The sequence below is a fragment of the Nonomuraea glycinis genome (genome assembly GCF_035920485.1).
Classification (GTDB): domain Bacteria; phylum Actinomycetota; class Actinomycetes; order Streptosporangiales; family Streptosporangiaceae; genus Nonomuraea; species Nonomuraea glycinis.
This window is the reverse complement of record NZ_CP109166.1, coordinates 9621189-9637852: the sequence shown is the minus strand read 5'-3', so window position 1 is coordinate 9637852 and position 16664 is coordinate 9621189. Positions and strand designations below refer to the sequence as shown.

General features: G+C 69.9%; 14 protein-coding genes. All 14 read left to right on the top strand.

The annotated features are described in order from the left end of the window. The first annotated feature begins 147 nt into the window (after positions 1–147). The 14 genes from OHA68_RS45220 to rpmA all read left to right on the top strand — a co-directional run bounded on the left by OHA68_RS45220 (position 148) and on the right by rpmA (position 16549). The gene (locus OHA68_RS45220) at positions 148–1437 is read left to right on the top strand and encodes a bifunctional folylpolyglutamate synthase/dihydrofolate synthase (RefSeq protein ID WP_327109636.1); all 1290 of its coding nucleotides are present in this window, start codon (positions 148–150) and stop codon (positions 1435–1437) included. Beyond that, positions 1437–1790: a DUF4233 domain-containing protein gene (locus tag OHA68_RS45215; RefSeq protein WP_225278217.1), complete on the top strand. Its 354-nt coding sequence runs from the start codon at positions 1437–1439 to the stop codon at positions 1788–1790. The genes OHA68_RS45220 and OHA68_RS45215 overlap by 1 nt, the downstream gene beginning before the upstream one ends. A gap of 11 nt (positions 1791–1801) precedes the next feature. Next, positions 1802–3274, top strand: coding sequence for a hypothetical protein (locus tag OHA68_RS45210; protein WP_327105737.1), 1473 nt, complete (start codon positions 1802–1804; stop codon positions 3272–3274). A gap of 114 nt (positions 3275–3388) precedes the next feature. Further along, positions 3389–3799 (top strand): nucleoside-diphosphate kinase, encoded by a 411-nt coding sequence (ndk, locus tag OHA68_RS45205; protein WP_157246518.1) that lies wholly within the window; start codon positions 3389–3391, stop codon positions 3797–3799. 249 nt (positions 3800–4048) lie between these two features. Further along, positions 4049–5080 (top strand): rod shape-determining protein, encoded by a 1032-nt coding sequence (locus OHA68_RS45200; protein ID WP_327105736.1) that lies wholly within the window; start codon positions 4049–4051, stop codon positions 5078–5080. Beyond that, on the top strand, positions 5080–5958 hold the full coding sequence (mreC, locus tag OHA68_RS45195) for a rod shape-determining protein MreC (RefSeq protein ID WP_327105735.1): 879 nt from the start codon (positions 5080–5082) through the stop codon (positions 5956–5958). Before OHA68_RS45200 ends, mreC begins: the two co-directional genes overlap by 1 nt. Next, positions 5955–6425, top strand: a complete 471-nt coding sequence (gene mreD / locus OHA68_RS45190) for a rod shape-determining protein MreD (RefSeq protein WP_327105734.1) — start codon at positions 5955–5957, stop codon at positions 6423–6425. The genes mreC and mreD overlap by 4 nt, the downstream gene beginning before the upstream one ends. Continuing rightward, a complete protein-coding gene (gene mrdA, locus OHA68_RS45185) occupies positions 6422–8467 on the top strand; it encodes a penicillin-binding protein 2 (protein ID WP_327105733.1) in 2046 nt (681 codons plus the stop codon). The genes mreD and mrdA overlap by 4 nt, the downstream gene beginning before the upstream one ends. Continuing rightward, on the top strand, positions 8464–9633 hold the full coding sequence (rodA, locus tag OHA68_RS45180; protein WP_189144680.1) for a rod shape-determining protein RodA: 1170 nt from the start codon (positions 8464–8466) through the stop codon (positions 9631–9633). The genes mrdA and rodA overlap by 4 nt, the downstream gene beginning before the upstream one ends. A gap of 54 nt (positions 9634–9687) precedes the next feature. Next, complete coding sequence (locus tag OHA68_RS45175; protein ID WP_327105732.1) at positions 9688–11598, top strand: TIGR03960 family B12-binding radical SAM protein; 1911 nt, start codon at positions 9688–9690, stop codon at positions 11596–11598. Positions 11599–11749: 151 nt separating this feature from the next. After that, a complete protein-coding gene (locus OHA68_RS45170; protein WP_225278218.1) occupies positions 11750–12526 on the top strand; it encodes a TIGR03936 family radical SAM-associated protein in 777 nt (258 codons plus the stop codon). Positions 12527–12662: 136 nt separating this feature from the next. Beyond that, positions 12663–15749, top strand: a complete 3087-nt coding sequence (locus OHA68_RS45165; protein WP_327105731.1) for an Rne/Rng family ribonuclease — start codon at positions 12663–12665, stop codon at positions 15747–15749. Positions 15750–15973: 224 nt separating this feature from the next. Then, positions 15974–16276, top strand: coding sequence for a 50S ribosomal protein L21 (gene rplU, locus OHA68_RS45160; RefSeq protein WP_189144683.1), 303 nt, complete (start codon positions 15974–15976; stop codon positions 16274–16276). 15 nt (positions 16277–16291) lie between these two features. After that, the gene (gene rpmA, locus OHA68_RS45155) at positions 16292–16549 is read left to right on the top strand and encodes a 50S ribosomal protein L27 (RefSeq protein ID WP_189144684.1); all 258 of its coding nucleotides are present in this window, start codon (positions 16292–16294) and stop codon (positions 16547–16549) included. Positions 16550–16664: the final 115 nt, after the last annotated feature.

Sequence of the window (16664 nt, the reverse complement as noted above, 5' to 3'; positions counted from 1 at the left end):
GGAGCTTTTCGCCGTCGGTCAGTCGGCTCCCAAGACGCTGACCCATCCTCTACCGCTTCCACGGCCCACGCTTCGACCCACGTGGGAAGCGGTCGCGGTGGTCAGTAGGGTTGAGGGGTGGACTTTCGTGCAGTTGAACGCGCGATCATGGAGCGTGGCGTCGAGTGGGATTTCGAGCCGACGCTGGACCGGATCGCGGCCCTGGTGGATCTGCTCGGCTCCCCGCAGCGGGCCTATCCCGTCATTCACATCGCGGGCACCAACGGTAAGACGAGCACGGCGCGCCTGACCGAAGCGCTGCTCAAGGAGCGCAACCTGCGGGTGGGTCGCTTCACCAGCCCACACCTGGTGTCGATGCGCGAGCGGATCACGATCGACGGTGAGCCGCTGAGCGAGGAGCGCTTCGCCGAGGTCTATGAGGAGATCGCGCCGTACGTCGAGCTGGTCGACACGCAGGGGCGGCGGATCCAGTTCTTCGAGCTGCTCACGGCCATGGCGTTCGCCGCCTTCGCCGACACGCCGATCGATGTGGCGGTCGTCGAGGCCGGCATGGGCGGTTCCTGGGACGCCACGAATGTCGCCGACGGGACCGTGGCCGTCATCACCCCGATCTCGTTGGATCACACCGACCGGCTGGGTCCCGACATCCCGAGCATCGCGAACGAGAAGGCGGGCATCATCAAGGCCGGCAGCACCACGGTGCTGGCGCAGCAGCAGCTGCCCGCCGCCGAGGTGCTGATGCGCCGGGCCGCCGATGAGGGCGCGGTGGTGGCCCGTGAGGGGCTGGAGTTCGGCGTGCTGAGCCGTGAGGTGGCGCTGGGCGGCCAGCTGCTCACCCTGCGAGGCTTGAAGGGCGTCTACGACGAGGTCTTCCTGCCGCTCTACGGCACCCATCAGGCGAGCAACGCCGTGTGCGCGCTGGCCGCGGTGGAGGCGCTGACCGGCGGCGACGATCCGCTGGACGTGGAGCTGGTGCGGCAGGCGTTCGCCCAGGTGACCTCGCCGGGCCGGCTGGAGGTCGTACGCCGTAATCCGACTGTCGTGGTGGATGCCGCGCACAATCCGGGTGGCATGGAGGCGGCTCTGGAGTCGCTGCAGGAGGCGTTCGGCTTCGAGAAGGTCATCGCCGTCATGGGAGTCATGGCGGACAAGGATGTCGACGGGCTGCTGGAGCTGCTGGAGCCGATGGTGGACGAGATCGTCGTCACCCGTAATTCGTCGCCTAGGTCCCTGTCTCCTGACGAGCTGGCGGCGCTGGCCGTGCCGCTCTTCGGTGAGGACCGGGTGCATGTGATGGAGCGCCTGGACGAGGCCATCGACGAGGCGATCGGCATGGCGGACGCCGAAGGGGAGTTCAGCGGCACCGGGGTGCTGATCACGGGGTCCGTGGTCACGGCGGGGGATGCCCGCCACCTGCTGAAGGCGGAGGGCGCCTGATGGGCTCGCCGCTGTCGTTCCAGGTTACGCCGGGCATGCGCAGGCTGGGGTCGAGCGTGCTCGGGATGGAGGCGATCGTCACAGCGCTGATGACTCCGGTGGCGATCTCCGTCGGCGGGGTCGCGCCGGCGCTGGCGGTGACGGTCGGCATCGGGCTGGCCGTGCTGTGCGTGGTCGCCGCGGGGTTGCTCAAGCATCCGGCCGGATACATCTTGGGGAGTGTCGTGCAGGTTCTGGCGATCTGCTCCGGTTTCATGGTGACGGCGATGTTCTTCCTGGGTGCGCTCTTCACGGCGTTGTGGATCACGGCGATATTCGTCGCTCGCCGTGTCGAGGGCGTGACTTCCCGCTAAAGTCGAGCCTCATGGCCGTCCCCTCAATTCATCGGTCCGCGGATGCGGCTGAGTCCGGCACGCGGCTCGGATGGTTCTCCGACGCCGTGCTCGCGCTGCTCATCGTGGCCGCGCTGCCGCTGGCGATCGTCGCCATCCCCAACACCGTGTCCGTCGTCGCGGCGCTGCTGCCCGACGGGATAGATCGCGTGGAGCTGATGCGGGCCCACGGGCTCGCCCTTCCGGCGATGATGCTGACCGTGCCGTTCGCCGCCTTGGCGCTGCGCCGGGTCGGAGCCGCTCATCTCCTGGTCGGTGGGCTGGCGCTGCTGGCGGTCGCCGACGCGGCGGGTGGTTACGCCGGGTCGGTCTTCCTCGTCGGCGTGCTGCGCGTGGCCCACGGCATCGGAGCGGGGCTGCTGCTGCCCGCCACCCTGGTCGCCGTCTGGGCGCGGCCGCCCGTGCTGCGCGCCCTGTGGGCCGGCATGCTGGCGCTGAGCCTGCTGGGCGCCCAGGCCCTGGCGTTGTGGCCGCTTGACGGGGTGACGCGCTGGCAGGTCACGCTGCAGCCGTTCCCGCTGCTGACCGGCATCGCGCTCGCGCTCGCCGCCGTCTACTTCGTGCTGTGGATGACCGCGGGACGGCCCGCGGCGCCGGTGGCGCTGTTCGAGGAGCGCGGCCGACTGCTGAAGGCCACCGCCCCCGCGGCCGGCATCGCGGTGCTCGCGATCAGCACCGCGAGTCAGGACTGGCGTGCCGAGCTGGTGATCCTGCTGGCGGTGCTGGCCATCGCGGGCCTGCTCGCGCTGGCGTCCACCGGTGACCGCGCGGGCCGTGCGTCGTCGTACACGATGGTGGCGGTCGGGGTGGTGGTGCTGCCCAGCATCGCTCAGGTGACGTACGTGGAGATGCGTGGGCTCGGCGGGCCCGGGTTGTCGGGGTTGTGGCTGCCGTTCTGCGTGGCAGGGCTGCTGGCGGTGGCGGCCGCGGTGCTGGTGCGGGTGTTCGCCGTCGCGCACACCTGGGTCACGTCGCTCGGGCTGCTGGCGATGCTGGCGGGGCTTTCCTCGATGCGGTTCCTGACTCCGTCGCCGGAGGGGCTGGTGCTGGTCGTGCCGTTCGCCCTGCTCGCGGTCGGCGCCTCGGTGGCGCTCACGGCGGTGCTCGGTCAGGCGGGGGTGGGGACGGCGCTGTTCTCCCTGGCGTTGTGCCTGCCTGCCGTGCTCGCCGGCTATCTGCTGGGCACCGGGGTGCAGCTGACGATGCTGCGGGGCGTCACCTCGGCGCAGGAGCTCGTCGACAGCTTCGTCTCCGCGCTGCACCTGTGGGCGCTGGTCGGCGGGTTCCTCATGGTGGTGGTGATCGTCATGGCCGCGCTGCTGTCCGGCCGTGCCCGTGCCACGCAGGAGGCCGGCCGCGAGCGGCAGGATGACGTACGTGAAAGCGGTGCGGTCGCGCCTGTGCCGGCGCCCGCGCCGTCGCCGGAGGACGGCGCTTCGGCGTAGCGGCCGACACTGGAGAACCGCCGCGGGACGGTAAGCTGAGCCGCAGTTCAAGCGACGCGGCGGCGTTCTTCCGAGCCGGGCCGCGACCAGACCTGTCTCAAAGGAGAATTCCACGTGTCCGAGCGCACTCTTGTCCTGATCAAGCCCGACGGGGTCAAGCGCGGCCTCATCGGCGACGTGATCGCCCGTGTGGAGCGCAAGGGCCTCAAGGTCGTGGCGATGGACCTGCGCACCCTCGACGTCGACACCGCCAAGGCGCACTACGCCGAGCACTCCGAGCGGCCGTTCTTCGGCGAGCTCGTCGAGTTCATCACCTCGGCCCCGCTGGTGGCGCTGGTGCTCGAGGGCCCCCGGGCCGTCGAGGCGTTCCGCGCGCTGGCCGGTCTCACCGACCCGGTGAAGTCGGCTCCCGGCACGATCCGCGGCGACCACGCCCTCGAGATCGGCGAGAACGTCGTCCACGGCTCCGACTCGCCCGAGTCGGCCGCCAGGGAGATCAAGATCTTCTTCCCCGACCGCTTCTGAGCCTCGCGGGGAGCCGCTCTCCCCGCTGTATGTGGTGCCCGCCGGCCTTGTGCCGAGCGGGCACTTCTCGTTTCCGGCCCGAGAAGTGCCCAGCTCCGGCATACCGGGCAAAGATGGAGTTGGCTGAGGGGCGCGAGAATTTTGTGGGGCACACGGGCTCATTGCGTGGCCTGGTGGGTACGTCACGTTACGATTCGAATTCGATCCGTAGTCATTCGGCGAACGACGTCACGGAAGGCTCCGTTCCCCATGGGCAGCAAGCTCGCCTTTCTCGGCCGTGACATGGCGGTCGACCTCGGTACCGCAAACACACTGGTCTACGTGCGCGGCCGCGGCATCGTGCTCAACGAGCCGTCGGTCGTCGCCATCAACACTGCCACCGGCAGGATCGTCGCGGTCGGCATCGAGGCCAAACGCATGATCGGCCGGACACCCGGCAACATCGTCGCGGTCCGGCCGCTCAAGGACGGCGTGATCGCGGACTTCGACGTAACAGAGCGAATGCTGCGATATTTCATCCAGAGGGTGCATAAACGCCGCCATTTCGCGAAGCCGCGCATCATCATCGCCGTCCCCAGTGGCATCACCAGCGTGGAGCAGCGGGCGGTCAAGGAGGCGGGCTACCAGGCGGGCGCGCGCAAGGTCTACATCGTCGAGGAGCCCATGGCCGCGGCGATCGGGGCGGGCCTGCCGGTGCACGAGCCGACCGGGAACATGGTGGTGGACATCGGCGGCGGCACCACCGAGGTGGCGATCATCTCGATGGGCGGCGTGGTGACCAGCCAGTCGATCAGGGTCGGCGGTGACGAGCTGGACCAGGCGGTGATCACCTTCGTCAAGAAGGAGTTTTCGCTCATGCTCGGCGAGCGCACCGCCGAGGAGATCAAGATGGCGATCGGCTCGGCGTTCCCCTGTGACGGTGAGGTACACGCCGAGATCCGCGGGCGTGACCTGGTCAGCGGCTTGCCCAAGACGATCGTGGTGTCCGGTGAGGAGATCCGCAAGGCCACCGAGGAGCCGGTCAACGCGATCGTGGACGCGGTCAAGACGACGCTCGACAGATGCCCGCCGGAGTTGTCCGGCGATCTGATGGACCGCGGCATCGCCCTCACCGGCGGCGGCGCGCTGCTCAGGGGCATGGACGAGCGGGTCAAGGCGGAGACGGGCATGCCGGTGCATCTGGTGGAGAACGCGCTCGACTCGGTCGCGCTCGGCTCGGGCAGGTGTGTGGAGGACTTCGAGGCACTGCAGCAGGTGCTGGTGCCGGAGTCGCGACGCTGATGAGGGACTCGCGCCACGCACGGCTGATCCTGGGACTGCTACTGACGGCGGCGCTGGTCATGCTGACGGTGGACCACCGCACCGGCGAGGACTCGCCGATGCGACAGCTGCGCGCCGCCGGCGCGTGGGCGTTCGGTACGACGGAGCAGGTGGGCGGAGCCGTGACCCGGTCCGTGGGCGGGTTCGTGCACGGGGTCATCACCGCTCCGCGCGCCCGTGAGGACATCGCGCGGCTCAAGAAGGACAACGCCGAGCTGCGCGCCCGCCTGGCGGCCAACAAGCTCGACGAGACCCGATCCACCGAGCTCAAACGGCTGCTGGGACTCGCCGGGCTCGGCGGCTACAAGGTCGTGACGGCCAACGTGATCGCCAGGCGCGGCGAACCGGGCTTCGAGGACGCCGTCGCGCTCGACGCCGGCACCGACGACGGCGTGCGCGCCGACATGACCGTGCTCAACGGCGACGGGCTGATCGGCCGGGTCGTGCACGCGTCCAGCCGTACGTCGACCGTGGTGCTGCTGAGCGACCCGGCCTCCGCCGCCGGCGCGCGGCTGGAGGGCGGTCAGGAGATCGGCGTCGTGCACGGAGTGGGGGAGAACGGCCGGCTCCTGCGCTTCCGGCTGCTCGACTCGACGGCGCCGATGACCAGAGGCGGGCGCCTGGTCAGTTTCGGGTCGCACCATGGCGCGCCGTACGTGCCGGGGGTGCCGATCGGGGTGATCGAACGGGTGGAGCCGACGCCGGGCGCGCTGACCAGGATCGCCTACGCCAAGCCGTTCGCGGACCTCACGGCGCTGGACGTGGTCGGCGTGGTGGTGCGGGGTCCCGCGCGCGACCCGAGAGACGCGGTGCTGCCGCGCAGGGAGGGGGCACGATGACCGGAATCGTGGTCATACTCGCGGCGGTGCTGGCGCAGGTCATGCTGGTGAATCAGCTGCCGTTGCCGGCGGGGGGCGCGCCGGACCTGGTGCTGCTGGCCGTGGTGGGCGTGGCGCTGCTGCGCGGGCCGGTGGCCGGGGCGGTGATCGGGTTCTGCACGGGGCTGCTGGTGGACATCGTGCCGCCGACGGCGCATCTGGCGGGGCTGTACGCGTTCGTCTTCGCGCTGGTCGGTTATCTGGCGGGGCGCGGCGCCGGCGGCCGGGTCGCCACCGTCGTGCTGTGCGTGCTGCTCGCGCCCCTGCTGGCGGCGGCGGTCGGCGGGCTGCTCACCGATCCGAGGGTGACGGTCGCCACGCTGACCGAGCAGGTGCCCGTGACCATCGTGTACACGCTCGTGCTGGCCCCCGTGGTGATCTGGCTGACCACCCGCGTCAGGCAGCAGCAGCCGAGGTACACGATATGACGAGGATGCGGACCAGGCTGATCGTGCTGCAGGCGCTGGTGCTGATCCTGCTCGCGGCGCTGACCGTGCGGCTGTGGCAGGTGCAGGTCGTCCGGGGACCGGAGCTGATGAATCGGGCGACCGAGACCCGGACGAGGGTCGTGATCGTGCCGGCCGTCAGGGGCCAGATCCTCGACTCGTCGGGCCGCCCGCTGGTGCGCAACAAGACCGCGCTGGTCGTCTCGGTGGACCGGACCGGCCTCACCAGGATGAAGGACCAGGGGCGGAAGGTGCTGGGCAAGCTGTCGCAGGTGCTCGGCAGGCCGGTCGCCCACCTGGCCAAGCGGATCACGCCCTGCGGGCCGAAGGTGCCCAAGCCCTGCTGGACCGGCTCCCCGTACCAACCCGTCCCGCTCGACGAGAAGGTCGACACCCGCGAGGCGCTGCAGATCCTGGAGCGGCAGGAGGAGTTTCCCGGGGTCTCGGCGGAGATCCATGCCGTCAGGGAATATCCGGGCGGCCGGGCCGGGGCGCAGATGCTCGGCTACCTGTCTCCGGTCACCGAGGCCGAGCTGGAGAAGCGGGTCGGGCTGAAGGCCACGTTCTCCGGCGTGGACCTGGCCGGTCGTGAGGGCATCGAGTACGTCTACGACGAGGAGCTGCGGGGCAAGGCGGGGCTGCGCCGGGTGCAGGTGGACCGGATGGGCAAGGCTCTGGGCGTGGAGCAGGAGGTGGAGCCGGTCGCCGGCGACCATCTCGTGACCAGCATCGACTCCCGCATCCAGGCCGTGACGGAGAAGGCGCTGCAGAAGGCGATGAAGTCCGCGCCGCAGGCCGACGGCGGCGCCGCCGTGGTGCTCGACCCGCAGACCGGGCGGGTGCTGGCGCTGTCCAGTGCGCCCGACTATGACCCGGCGGTCTGGGCGGGCGGCATCTCCGAGCGGATGTACCGCCACCTGCTGTCGGAAAAGTCGGGCAAGCCGCTGGTGTCGCGGGCGATCAACGGGCAGTTCGCGCCCGGCTCGACGTTCAAGGTGTCGTCGGTGACGTCGATGCTGCGGGCCGGCTATCCGCTGAACGGGAAGTACAGCTGTCCGGGCTCGGTCAATGTGGGCGGCAGGGCCTTCAACAACTTCCGCGGCATCCCCCTCGGCACGTTGTCGCTGCACCTGGCGCTGGTGAAGTCGTGCGACACGATCTTCTACCGGGCGGCCTTCGAGGAGTACACGCGCGACGGCGGCCGCAGCCCGAAGAAGAACGCCAAGGAGGTGTTCGCCAACACGGCCAGGAAGTTCGGGTTCGGCAGCCCGACCGGGATCGACCTGCCGGGCGAGTCGTCGGGGCGCATCCCCGACCGCCGCTGGAAGAAGGAGACGTGGGCGCTGACCAGCGCCACCAACTGCAAGCGAGCCGGCACCGGCTACCCCGAGGTGAAGGACGCGGCGCGGGCGGCCTTTCTCAAGCGCCTGGCGCACGAGAACTGCACCGAAGGGTTCGTGCTGCGGCCCGGTGACTCGGCCAACTTCTCCATCGGGCAGGGCGACGTGCTGGTGACGCCGCTGCAGCTCGCCAGGGCGTACGCGGCGCTGGTGACCGACGGCAAGGTGCGCAGCCCGCGCATCGGGTGGGCGCTGGTGCGGCCTGACGGCAAGGTGGTCAAGAAGGTCCCCGTCCCGGTGGTGGGCAAGCTGCCCCTCCAGGAGAAGGAGCGGCTCTACATCAAGAACGCGCTGAGCCAGGTGGCCTCCGACGGCACCGCGGCCGGGGCGTTCAGCGGTTTCCCGATGGACAAGGTGCGCATCGGCGGCAAGACCGGTACGGCGGAGGTCTGGGGCAAGACTGACACCTCCTGGTTCGCCTCCTTCGCGCCGACGAAGAACCCGCGCTTCGTCGTGGTCGTCATGGTCTCGCAGGGTGGGATGGGCGCTCAGACCGCCGCCCCCGCCGCCCGGGAGATCTACGAGGGCATCTTCGGCATCAAGAAGCCCGCCGCGCTGCCCGGCGGCAAGCCCGTGTCGAAGCTGCCGGCGTTCGCTCCCGACGGAACGGTGATCAGGGAATGACCAGCGGGGCCCTGAGGGGCAGGCGGCGCTCGCTCGCCCGGCGGGCGTTCGGCCCGGAGTCGATCGTGTGGCGGCTGGACGGGGTGCTGCTGGTCGCGGTCATCGCGCTGTCGGTGATCGGAGCTCTGCTGGTGTGGTCGTCGACCAGGACGTGGGCGCCCGGCTCCACCGGGCTGCTGAAGAAGCACCTGCTCAACCAGGGCATCGGGGTGTTCCTGTGCGCCGGGGTGTCGATGATGGACTATCGGGCGGTGCGGGCGTACGCGCCGCTGGTCTTCCTGGTCTCGCTGATAGGGCTGGGGCTGGTGCTCACGCCGCTGGGGGCGACGATCAACGGCTCGCACTCGTGGATCCTGCTGGGCGGCGGGTTCGCGGTGCAGCCTTCGGAGTTCGCCAAGGTCGGTTTGCTGCTGATCACGTCCATGCTGCTCGCCCAGCCTGTCGAGGGCACCGATCGGCCGCGTGGCCTCGACGTGCTGCTCGCGCTGGTGGTGGCGGCGATGTCACTGGCGCTGGTCATGCTGCAGCCCGACCTGGGCACCGCGCTGGTGCTGGCGGCGATCTCGGCCTCCGCCCTGATGATCTCGGGAGTACGTAAGCGGGTGATCGCCCTGCTGACGCTGGTCGGCGTGGCCGGGGTGGCCAGCGTGTTCTTCTTCGAGCTGCTGGAGCCGTACCAGCTCGCGCGTTTCACCGCTTTCCTCGACCCGAGCGTCGACCCGCGCGGGGTCGGCTACAACAGCACGCAGTCGCTCATCGCGATCGGCTCCGGGCAACTGTTCGGCAAAGGCCTGCTGGGGGGTGGGCAGACGACGGGCAGGTTCGTGCCGGAGCAGCACACCGACTTCATCTTCACCGTGGCGGGCGAGGAGTTCGGCTTCCTGGGGGCGGCGACGGTCGTGCTGCTGATCGGCGTGGTGCTGCTGCGCGGCCTGAAGATCGCCAGGCAGTGTGACGACAGGTTCGGGACGCTGGTCGCGGGCACGATCGTGTGCTGGTTCGCGTTCCAGATGTTCGTGAATGTGGGGATGACGATCGGCATCATGCCGATCACCGGGCTGCCGCTGCCGTTCGTCTCCTACGGTGGCACCGCCACGTTCGCGAACCTGATCGCGGTGGGGTTGCTGCAGGGCATCAGGGTGCGCGAGCAGCAGTCGTACGCCTAGGAGGGGCGTGTGACGAGTACCGGCCATGTCATGGGCCCCGCTAGTGTGGGACGTATGCCTGTCGAGTCGATTTTTCCCCGCCTGGAAGCGCTGCTGCCGAAGGTGCAGAAGCCCATCCAGTATGTCGGGGGTGAGCTCAACTCGACGGTGAAGGACTGGGACACCACCGACGTGCGCTGGGCGCTGATGTACCCGGACGCCTACGAAGTAGGGCTGCCCAACCAGGGTGTCGCGATTCTCTACGAGATCCTCAACGAGCTGCCCGCCACGCTGGCCGAGCGCACCTACGCCGTCTGGCCCGACCTTGAGGCGCTGATGCGCGCCGAGGGCGTGCCGCAGTTCACCGTCGACGCCCACCGGCCGGTGCGCGCCTTCGACGTGCTGGGCCTGTCGTTCTCCACCGAGCTCGGCTACACCAACATGCTGACCGCGCTGGATCTGGCCGGCATCCCGTTGCTGGCCGCGGACCGGGGCGAGGACGATCCGATCGTGCTCGCGGGCGGTCATGCCGCCTTCAACCCCGAGCCGGTCGCCGAGTTCCTGGACGCGGCGGTGCTGGGCGACGGGGAGCAGATCGCGATCGCCATCTCCGAGGTCATCCGGGAGTGGAAGAGCGAGGGCAAGCCCGGCGGGCGGGACGAGCTGCTGATGCGGCTGGCCGAGTCCGGCGGGGTTTATATCCCGAAATTTTATGATGTGGACTATCACCCTGATGGTCGCATCAAGCGCGTGGCGCCCAACCGGACCGACGTGCCGTGGCGGGTGCACAAGCACACCGTCATGGACCTCGACGAGTGGCCGTACCCGAAGAAGCCGCTGGTCCCGCTGGCCGAGACGGTGCATGAGCGGTTCAGTGTGGAGATCTTCCGCGGCTGCACCCGCGGCTGCCGGTTCTGCCAGGCCGGGATGATCACCCGTCCGGTGCGCGAGCGCTCGATCACCACGATCGGCGCCATGGTCGAGAACGGCATCAAGGAGTCCGGCTTCAACGAGGTCGGCCTGCTGTCGCTGTCGTCCGCCGACCACAGCGAGATCGGCGAGGTCGCCAAGGGCCTGGCCGACCAGTACGAAGGCACCAACACCTCGCTGTCGCTGCCCTCCACCCGCGTCGACGCCTTCAACATCGACCTGGCCAACGAGTTCTCCCGCAACGGCAGGCGCTCCGGCCTCACCTTCGCTCCCGAAGGCGGCTCCGAGCGGCTGCGCAAGGTGATCAACAAGATGGTCACCGAGGAAGACCTCATCCGCACCGTCACCGCCGCCTACTCACAGGGCTGGCGGCAGGTGAAGCTCTACTTCATGTGCGGCCTGCCCACCGAGACCGACGAGGACGTGCTCGGCATCGCCGACCTGGCCAAGAAGGTCATCAAGGCGGGCCGCGAGGCCAGCGGGTCGCGCGACATCCGGTGCACCGTCTCCATCGGCGGGTTCGTGCCTAAGCCGCACACCCCGTTCCAGTGGGCGGGGCAGGCCGACCACGAGACCGTGGACCGGCGGCTCAAGGCGCTGCGCGAGTCGTTCAGGTCAGACAGGGAATACAGCCGGGCCATCGGCTTCCGCTACCACGACGGCAAGCCGTCGATCGTCGAAGGCATGCTCTCGCGTGGCGACCGCCGGATCGGCGCCGTCATCCGGAACGTCTGGGAGGACGGCGCGCGCTTCGACGGCTGGAGCGAGCACTTCTCCTACGAGCGGTGGATGGCGGCGGCGGCCAAGGCCGGCGTCGACGTCGACTGGTACACCGTGCGCGAACGCGAGGAGAACGAGGTCCTGCCCTGGGACCACCTCGACGCGGGGCTCGACCGGGAGTGGCTCTGGCAGGACTGGCAGGAGGCCGTCAACGGCGGCGAGGTCGAGGACTGCCGCTGGACCCCCTGCTACGACTGCGGCGTCTGTCCCACCATGGGGACGGAGATCCAGATCGGTCCGACCGGTAAGAAACTCCTTCCCCTGACCGTCGTCTAGCGGCGCTGAGTGCGCGCCCGGTGTCTCGCCGTACATGATCCTGAGCCGGGCAGGCCTCCGGGCGGCATATCCTGAGACGAAGGAACTGCGACAAGGGAAGGACGACAAGGCTCTGAAACCTGTTCCAGATGGGCCTCCGCCCGCGCCAACGGTGCAGCGCCTGCGTGTGCGCTACGCCAAGCGCGGACGCCTGCGCTTCACCAGTCACCGCGACATCTCGCGGGCCGTCGAAAGAGCGGTCCGCCGTGCCGACATTCCGGTGGCTTACAGTGCGGGCTTCTCGCCTCATCCGAAGATCTCCTACGCGGGAGCGGCGCCGACCGGCGTTGCCAGCGAAGCCGAATACCTCGAGATCGGCGTCACGACGCCGTGCGATCCGCAGCAGGTCAGGACCGACCTTGACGGATCGCTGCCGCCGGGCCTGGATGTGCTCGACGTTGTCGAGGCCGGCCCCGGCGCGCTGGCCGACCGCCTGGAAGTCTCCGAGTGGGAGGTGCGCCTGCGTGATGCCGATCGCGACCTCGCCGTGACAGCGGTGGAGAAGTTTCTCGCGGCCGGCACCGTGGAGGTCGAGCGCCTCATGAAGAAGGGGCCACGCCGCTTCGACGCTCGGGAGGCCGTGCTGAGACTCACGGTGCCCGAGGGAGCAGAGGGAACAGAGGGAACTGCAGCTCAGGTGGCTGGACAGTCGTGTGTCATACTGCGCATGGTTGTTCGGCACATGACGCCTGCCGTTCGACCCGACGATGTGCTCACAGGGCTGCGCCTTGTGGCCGACTTCGCGCCGCCGGTCCCCCCCGAGGTGACCAGGCTGGCGCAGGGGCCGCTGGACGACAGCACCGGTGCGCTTGCCGACCCGCTCGACCTGGACCGCGAGACTACGCGCGGCGGCGAGGCGGGACCGGCGGGTGAGCACGACGTCGGTTAAGGAAGGCGCCCCGCGGGGCGCTACCACTGACAGGACTTGGCGCCATGCCCTCGAAAGGGGGCGTGGCGGACAACGAGACACGATGGCTCCTGCGCGGCGCGGCGACGCGCCCGGGGGCTGACGGGAGAGCGCCCGCATGCTCGACGAGAACGAGCCCAACGCCGGGGCCATTGGCCCCGACGGGGAGACAACAGAACAGACCACGGTGACCAGGCGCCGCCGAGCGGCCAGCCGACCGGCCGGTCCGCCACCCGAGCTGCCCGAGCAGCCGGTTTCGGCGCCGGCCACCGCCCTCGCCGCACAGGCCGCCCCCTCGGTGACCGAGGGACGGTCCGTGCCCAGCACGGCGGCGGCGCAGCGCGCCGCCGGCACACCCGACGAGCCCCCCGCGAGCACGTCCGGTACGTCCGCTGCAGGTGCGTCCGGACTTTCCGGTACGTCCACCGCTGTGGGTACGCCCGCCGCTGTAGGTGTGTCCGGTACGTCCGCCACTGAGCCGCAGGCGTCCGACGTTTCCGCTGAGGCGGTGGTCGGCCCGGTCGAGGAGGCCGTGGCCGCCGCCGTGGAGGCGGACAAGCCCAAGCGGGGCGCGCGGACCCGGTCGACCGTGACCACGACGCGCCGCCGTACCAGCAAGAAGGCCGAGGAGGCCGCGGCGGACGGCGCCGCCGGGGTGCAGGACGCCCTCAGTGGCGCGGACAGCGCCGCGCAGGCCGCCGGCGTGGCGGAGAGCCCGGCGGACGCCGGCGCCGTCGAGGGTGGCGAGCAGGCCGCTGAGGAGGCCCCCGCCAGGCGGCGCCGCACCCGGAAGAAGCCGGAGGCCGAACTGGACGCGACGCGCCCGTCGGCCGATTCCGCCGAGGCGGACCTGGCGGGCGCCGAGCGTGCCGGGACCGGCGGGGCGAGTGCGGCGCGTGCCGGGACCGTACCGGCTGATGAAGCGGTGGCGGCGCAGGCTGCTGCCGGTGTCGGTGAGGCGGCCGCGCGGCGAGCCGGCGGAGCTGACGCCGACGAGGACATTCTGGAGATTCTGCCCGAGGACGAGCCGCTCGACGACGAGCCCGCCGGGGAGGACCTGGACGAGGAGGACAAGCCGAATCTGCTGTCCGACCCGTTCGGGCTGACCGTGCGCAGGCAGGACCAGCCGGGGACGGCCTTCCAGCGGCCCGCGGCCATCTTCGCGCCGCTGTTCCAGGCGCCCGACCCGACGCAGGCCAAGCCGGTGCGCCCGGAGCCGCAGCCCCAGGTGCAGCCGGAGCCGGTCGCCGAGGTGAGCGTGGAGACGGCCGAGGAGGCCGGCGCCGAGGACGAGAGCGACCTCGACGGCTCCGACGAGCAGGACGACGAGGGCGGCAGCCGCCGCCGGCGTCGCCGCAGGGGCGGCCGGGGCCGTGGCAAGTCGCGTGAGCGTGACGATGCCGAGGACGACGGAGAGGACGCCGAGGACGGCGAAGAGGAGGGCGAGGAGGAGCAGCCCGAGGAGTCCCAGGAAGAGGGCACCGGCTCCCGTCGCCGTCGCCGCAGGCGCAGGCGTGGCTCCGACGAGGAGGTCGCCGAGCCCGCTGGGGACGACCCGCCCAACACGGTCGTGCGCATCCGCGCGCCCCGCTCGGGACGCGCCGCCTCGCAGGACGTGGCCACCGACGGTGTGACGAGCGTGCGCGGCTCCACCCGGCTGGAGGCCAAGAAGCAGCGCCGCCGCGAGGGCCGCGAGCTGGGCCGCAGGCGTCCGCCGATCATCACCGAGTCGGAGTTCCTGGCCCGCCGGGAGTCCGTCGACCGGATGATGGTGGTGCGCCGTACGGGCGACCGCACGCAGATCGCGGTGCTGGAGGACGGCGTGCTCGTCGAGCACTACGTCAACCGGGAGGCCAGCCAGTCCTACGTCGGCAACGTCTATCTGGGCAAGGTCCAGAACGTGCTGCCGTCGATGGAGGCCGCCTTCGTCGACATCGGCAAGGGCCGCAACGCCGTCCTCTACGCCGGTGAGGTCAACTTCGACACCGCCGGCATGGAAGGCCAGCCCAAGCGCATCGAGTCGGCGCTGAAGTCCGGCCAGTCGGTGCTGGTGCAGGTCACCAAGGACCCGATCGGTCACAAGGGCGCCCGCCTGACCTCGCAGATCAGCCTGCCCGGCCGCTACCTGGTCTACGTGCCCGACGGCTCGATGACCGGGATCAGCCGCAAGCTGCCCGACAAGGAGCGCACCCGGCTCAAGAGCATCCTGAAGAAGGTCATGCCCGAGAACGCCGGCGTGATCGTCCGCACGGCGGCGGAGGGCGCCTCGGAGGAGGAGCTGGCCCGCGACGTGGCCCGCCTGTCGGCGCAGTGGGAGGCCATCCAGAAGAAGGCCAAGAACGCCAGCCCGCCCGAGCTCCTGTCGGCCGAGCCGGACCTGACCGTCCGGGTCGTCCGTGACGTCTTCAACGAGGACTTCACCTCGCTGGTCGTCCAGGGCGAGGACGCCTGGGAGACGGTCGACGAGTACGTCCAGTACGTCGCGCCGCACCTGGGCGAGCGGCTGTCGAAGTGGGACGGCGAGCAGGGCGACGTGTTCGAGTCGTACCGGATCGACGAGCAGCTCGGCAAGGCGATGGAGCGCAAGGTGTGGCTGCCGAGCGGCGGCTCCCTGGTGATCGACCGGACCGAGGCGATGACCGTCGTCGACGTCAACACCGGCAAGTTCACCGGCCAGGGCGGCAACCTGGAGGAGACCGTCACCCGCAACAACCTGGAGGCGGCCGAGGAGATCGTCCGCCAGCTCAGGTTGCGCGACATCGGCGGCATCATCGTCATCGACTTCATCGACATGGTGCTGGAGTCCAACCGCGATCTGGTGCTGCGGCGGATGCTGGAGTGCCTGGCGCGCGACAGGACCAAGCACCAGGTGGCCGAGGTGACATCGCTGGGTCTGGTCCAGATGACGCGTAAGCGGGTCGGTCAGGGCCTCCTGGAGGCGTTCTCGACGCCATGTGACTGCTGCAACGGGCGTGGCCTGATCGTCTCCACGGAGCCGGTCGAGCACAAGCCCGAGCCGCGTGGCACCCAGGGCAAGATGGCGGTGGAGAAGGCGGTCTCGGAGAAGGTCTCCGCGGCCAAGGACTCCGCAGGTCGTGATACCGTGACCGATGCGCTTGAAGACGTCCCGGCTGAGGACGACCAGGCCGGCCAGACATCCGGCAGGGGGCGGCGACGCTCCCGCCGAGCCAGGTCCGGCGAGTAGCAGCGCTGCTCGGTGGACTGTCCGATGAATCGTCCGGTTCGCCTAGGGCGCCGTTAATCCGGTACCCTAGACAACCGGTGCGTCGGGTGACGTGCCCTGTTGGCGCGCCCCACGGTTCGTCGGTTCCAGATGAGCCGAATGACGGGCGCAGCATTCGGAGTCAACGGCCATTCCGCATGGGATGGCCGGTGTTCGCAACAGTGAGTCAGTAGAAGGGTTCCGCGGTGTACGCGATCGTTCGTTGCGGCGGCAGGCAGCAGAAGGTCTCCGTCGGTGACGTCCTCGAAGTGGACAAGGTCGCCGGCGATGTCGGCTCTTCGGTTTCGCTGCCGACGGTGCTCGTCGTCAACGACGGCGATGTCACCACGGAGGCGGGCAAGTTCATGGTCAGCGCCGAGATCCTCGGTGAGACCAAGGGCCCCAAGATCCGCATCCTCAAGTACAAGAACAAGACCGGTTACAAGAAGCGCCAGGGTCACCGTCAGCGGTACACCCAGGTGAAGATCACCGGTATCGACCAGGCCTGATCGGGAGCTAGAGAGATGGCACACAAGAAGGGCGCGTCGTCCACCCGGAACGGCCGCGACTCCAACGCTCAGCGCCTGGGCGTCAAGCGCTTCGGCGGCCAGCTGGTCAACGCGGGCGAGATCATCGTCCGTCAGCGTGGCACCCACTTCCACCCCGGCGACAACGTCGGCCGTGGTGGCGATGACACGCTGTTCGCGCTGTCCGCGGGCCACGTGCAGTTCGGCACCAAGCGCGGTCGTCGCGCCGTGAGCATCGTCCCCGTCGCGGAGTAAATACGCCGCGTCGCGGGTTGTAGAAAGGGTGGATCGCCTGCCGATCCACCCTTTCGCTGTTTGGGGCGCGGCGCCGTGACCGGTGCCGCGCCTCTGCTTGAGGCAGGACCCGCCG

Coding starts and splice junctions, on each gene's coding strand:
- OHA68_RS45220 (WP_327109636.1), top strand. CDS start 148: ATGGAGCGTGGCGTCGAGTGGGATTTCGAGCCGACGCTGGACCGGATC.
- OHA68_RS45215 (WP_225278217.1), top strand. CDS start 1,437: ATGGGCTCGCCGCTGTCGTTCCAGGTTACGCCGGGCATGCGCAGGCTG.
- OHA68_RS45210 (WP_327105737.1), top strand. CDS start 1,802: ATGGCCGTCCCCTCAATTCATCGGTCCGCGGATGCGGCTGAGTCCGGC.
- OHA68_RS45200 (WP_327105736.1), top strand. CDS start 4,049: ATGGGCAGCAAGCTCGCCTTTCTCGGCCGTGACATGGCGGTCGACCTC.
- mreC (WP_327105735.1), top strand. CDS start 5,080: ATGAGGGACTCGCGCCACGCACGGCTGATCCTGGGACTGCTACTGACG.
- mreD (WP_327105734.1), top strand. CDS start 5,955: ATGACCGGAATCGTGGTCATACTCGCGGCGGTGCTGGCGCAGGTCATG.
- mrdA (WP_327105733.1), top strand. CDS start 6,422: ATGACGAGGATGCGGACCAGGCTGATCGTGCTGCAGGCGCTGGTGCTG.
- rodA (WP_189144680.1), top strand. CDS start 8,464: ATGACCAGCGGGGCCCTGAGGGGCAGGCGGCGCTCGCTCGCCCGGCGG.
- OHA68_RS45175 (WP_327105732.1), top strand. CDS start 9,688: ATGCCTGTCGAGTCGATTTTTCCCCGCCTGGAAGCGCTGCTGCCGAAG.
- OHA68_RS45165 (WP_327105731.1), top strand. CDS start 12,663: ATGCTCGACGAGAACGAGCCCAACGCCGGGGCCATTGGCCCCGACGGG.
- rpmA (WP_189144684.1), top strand. CDS start 16,292: ATGGCACACAAGAAGGGCGCGTCGTCCACCCGGAACGGCCGCGACTCC.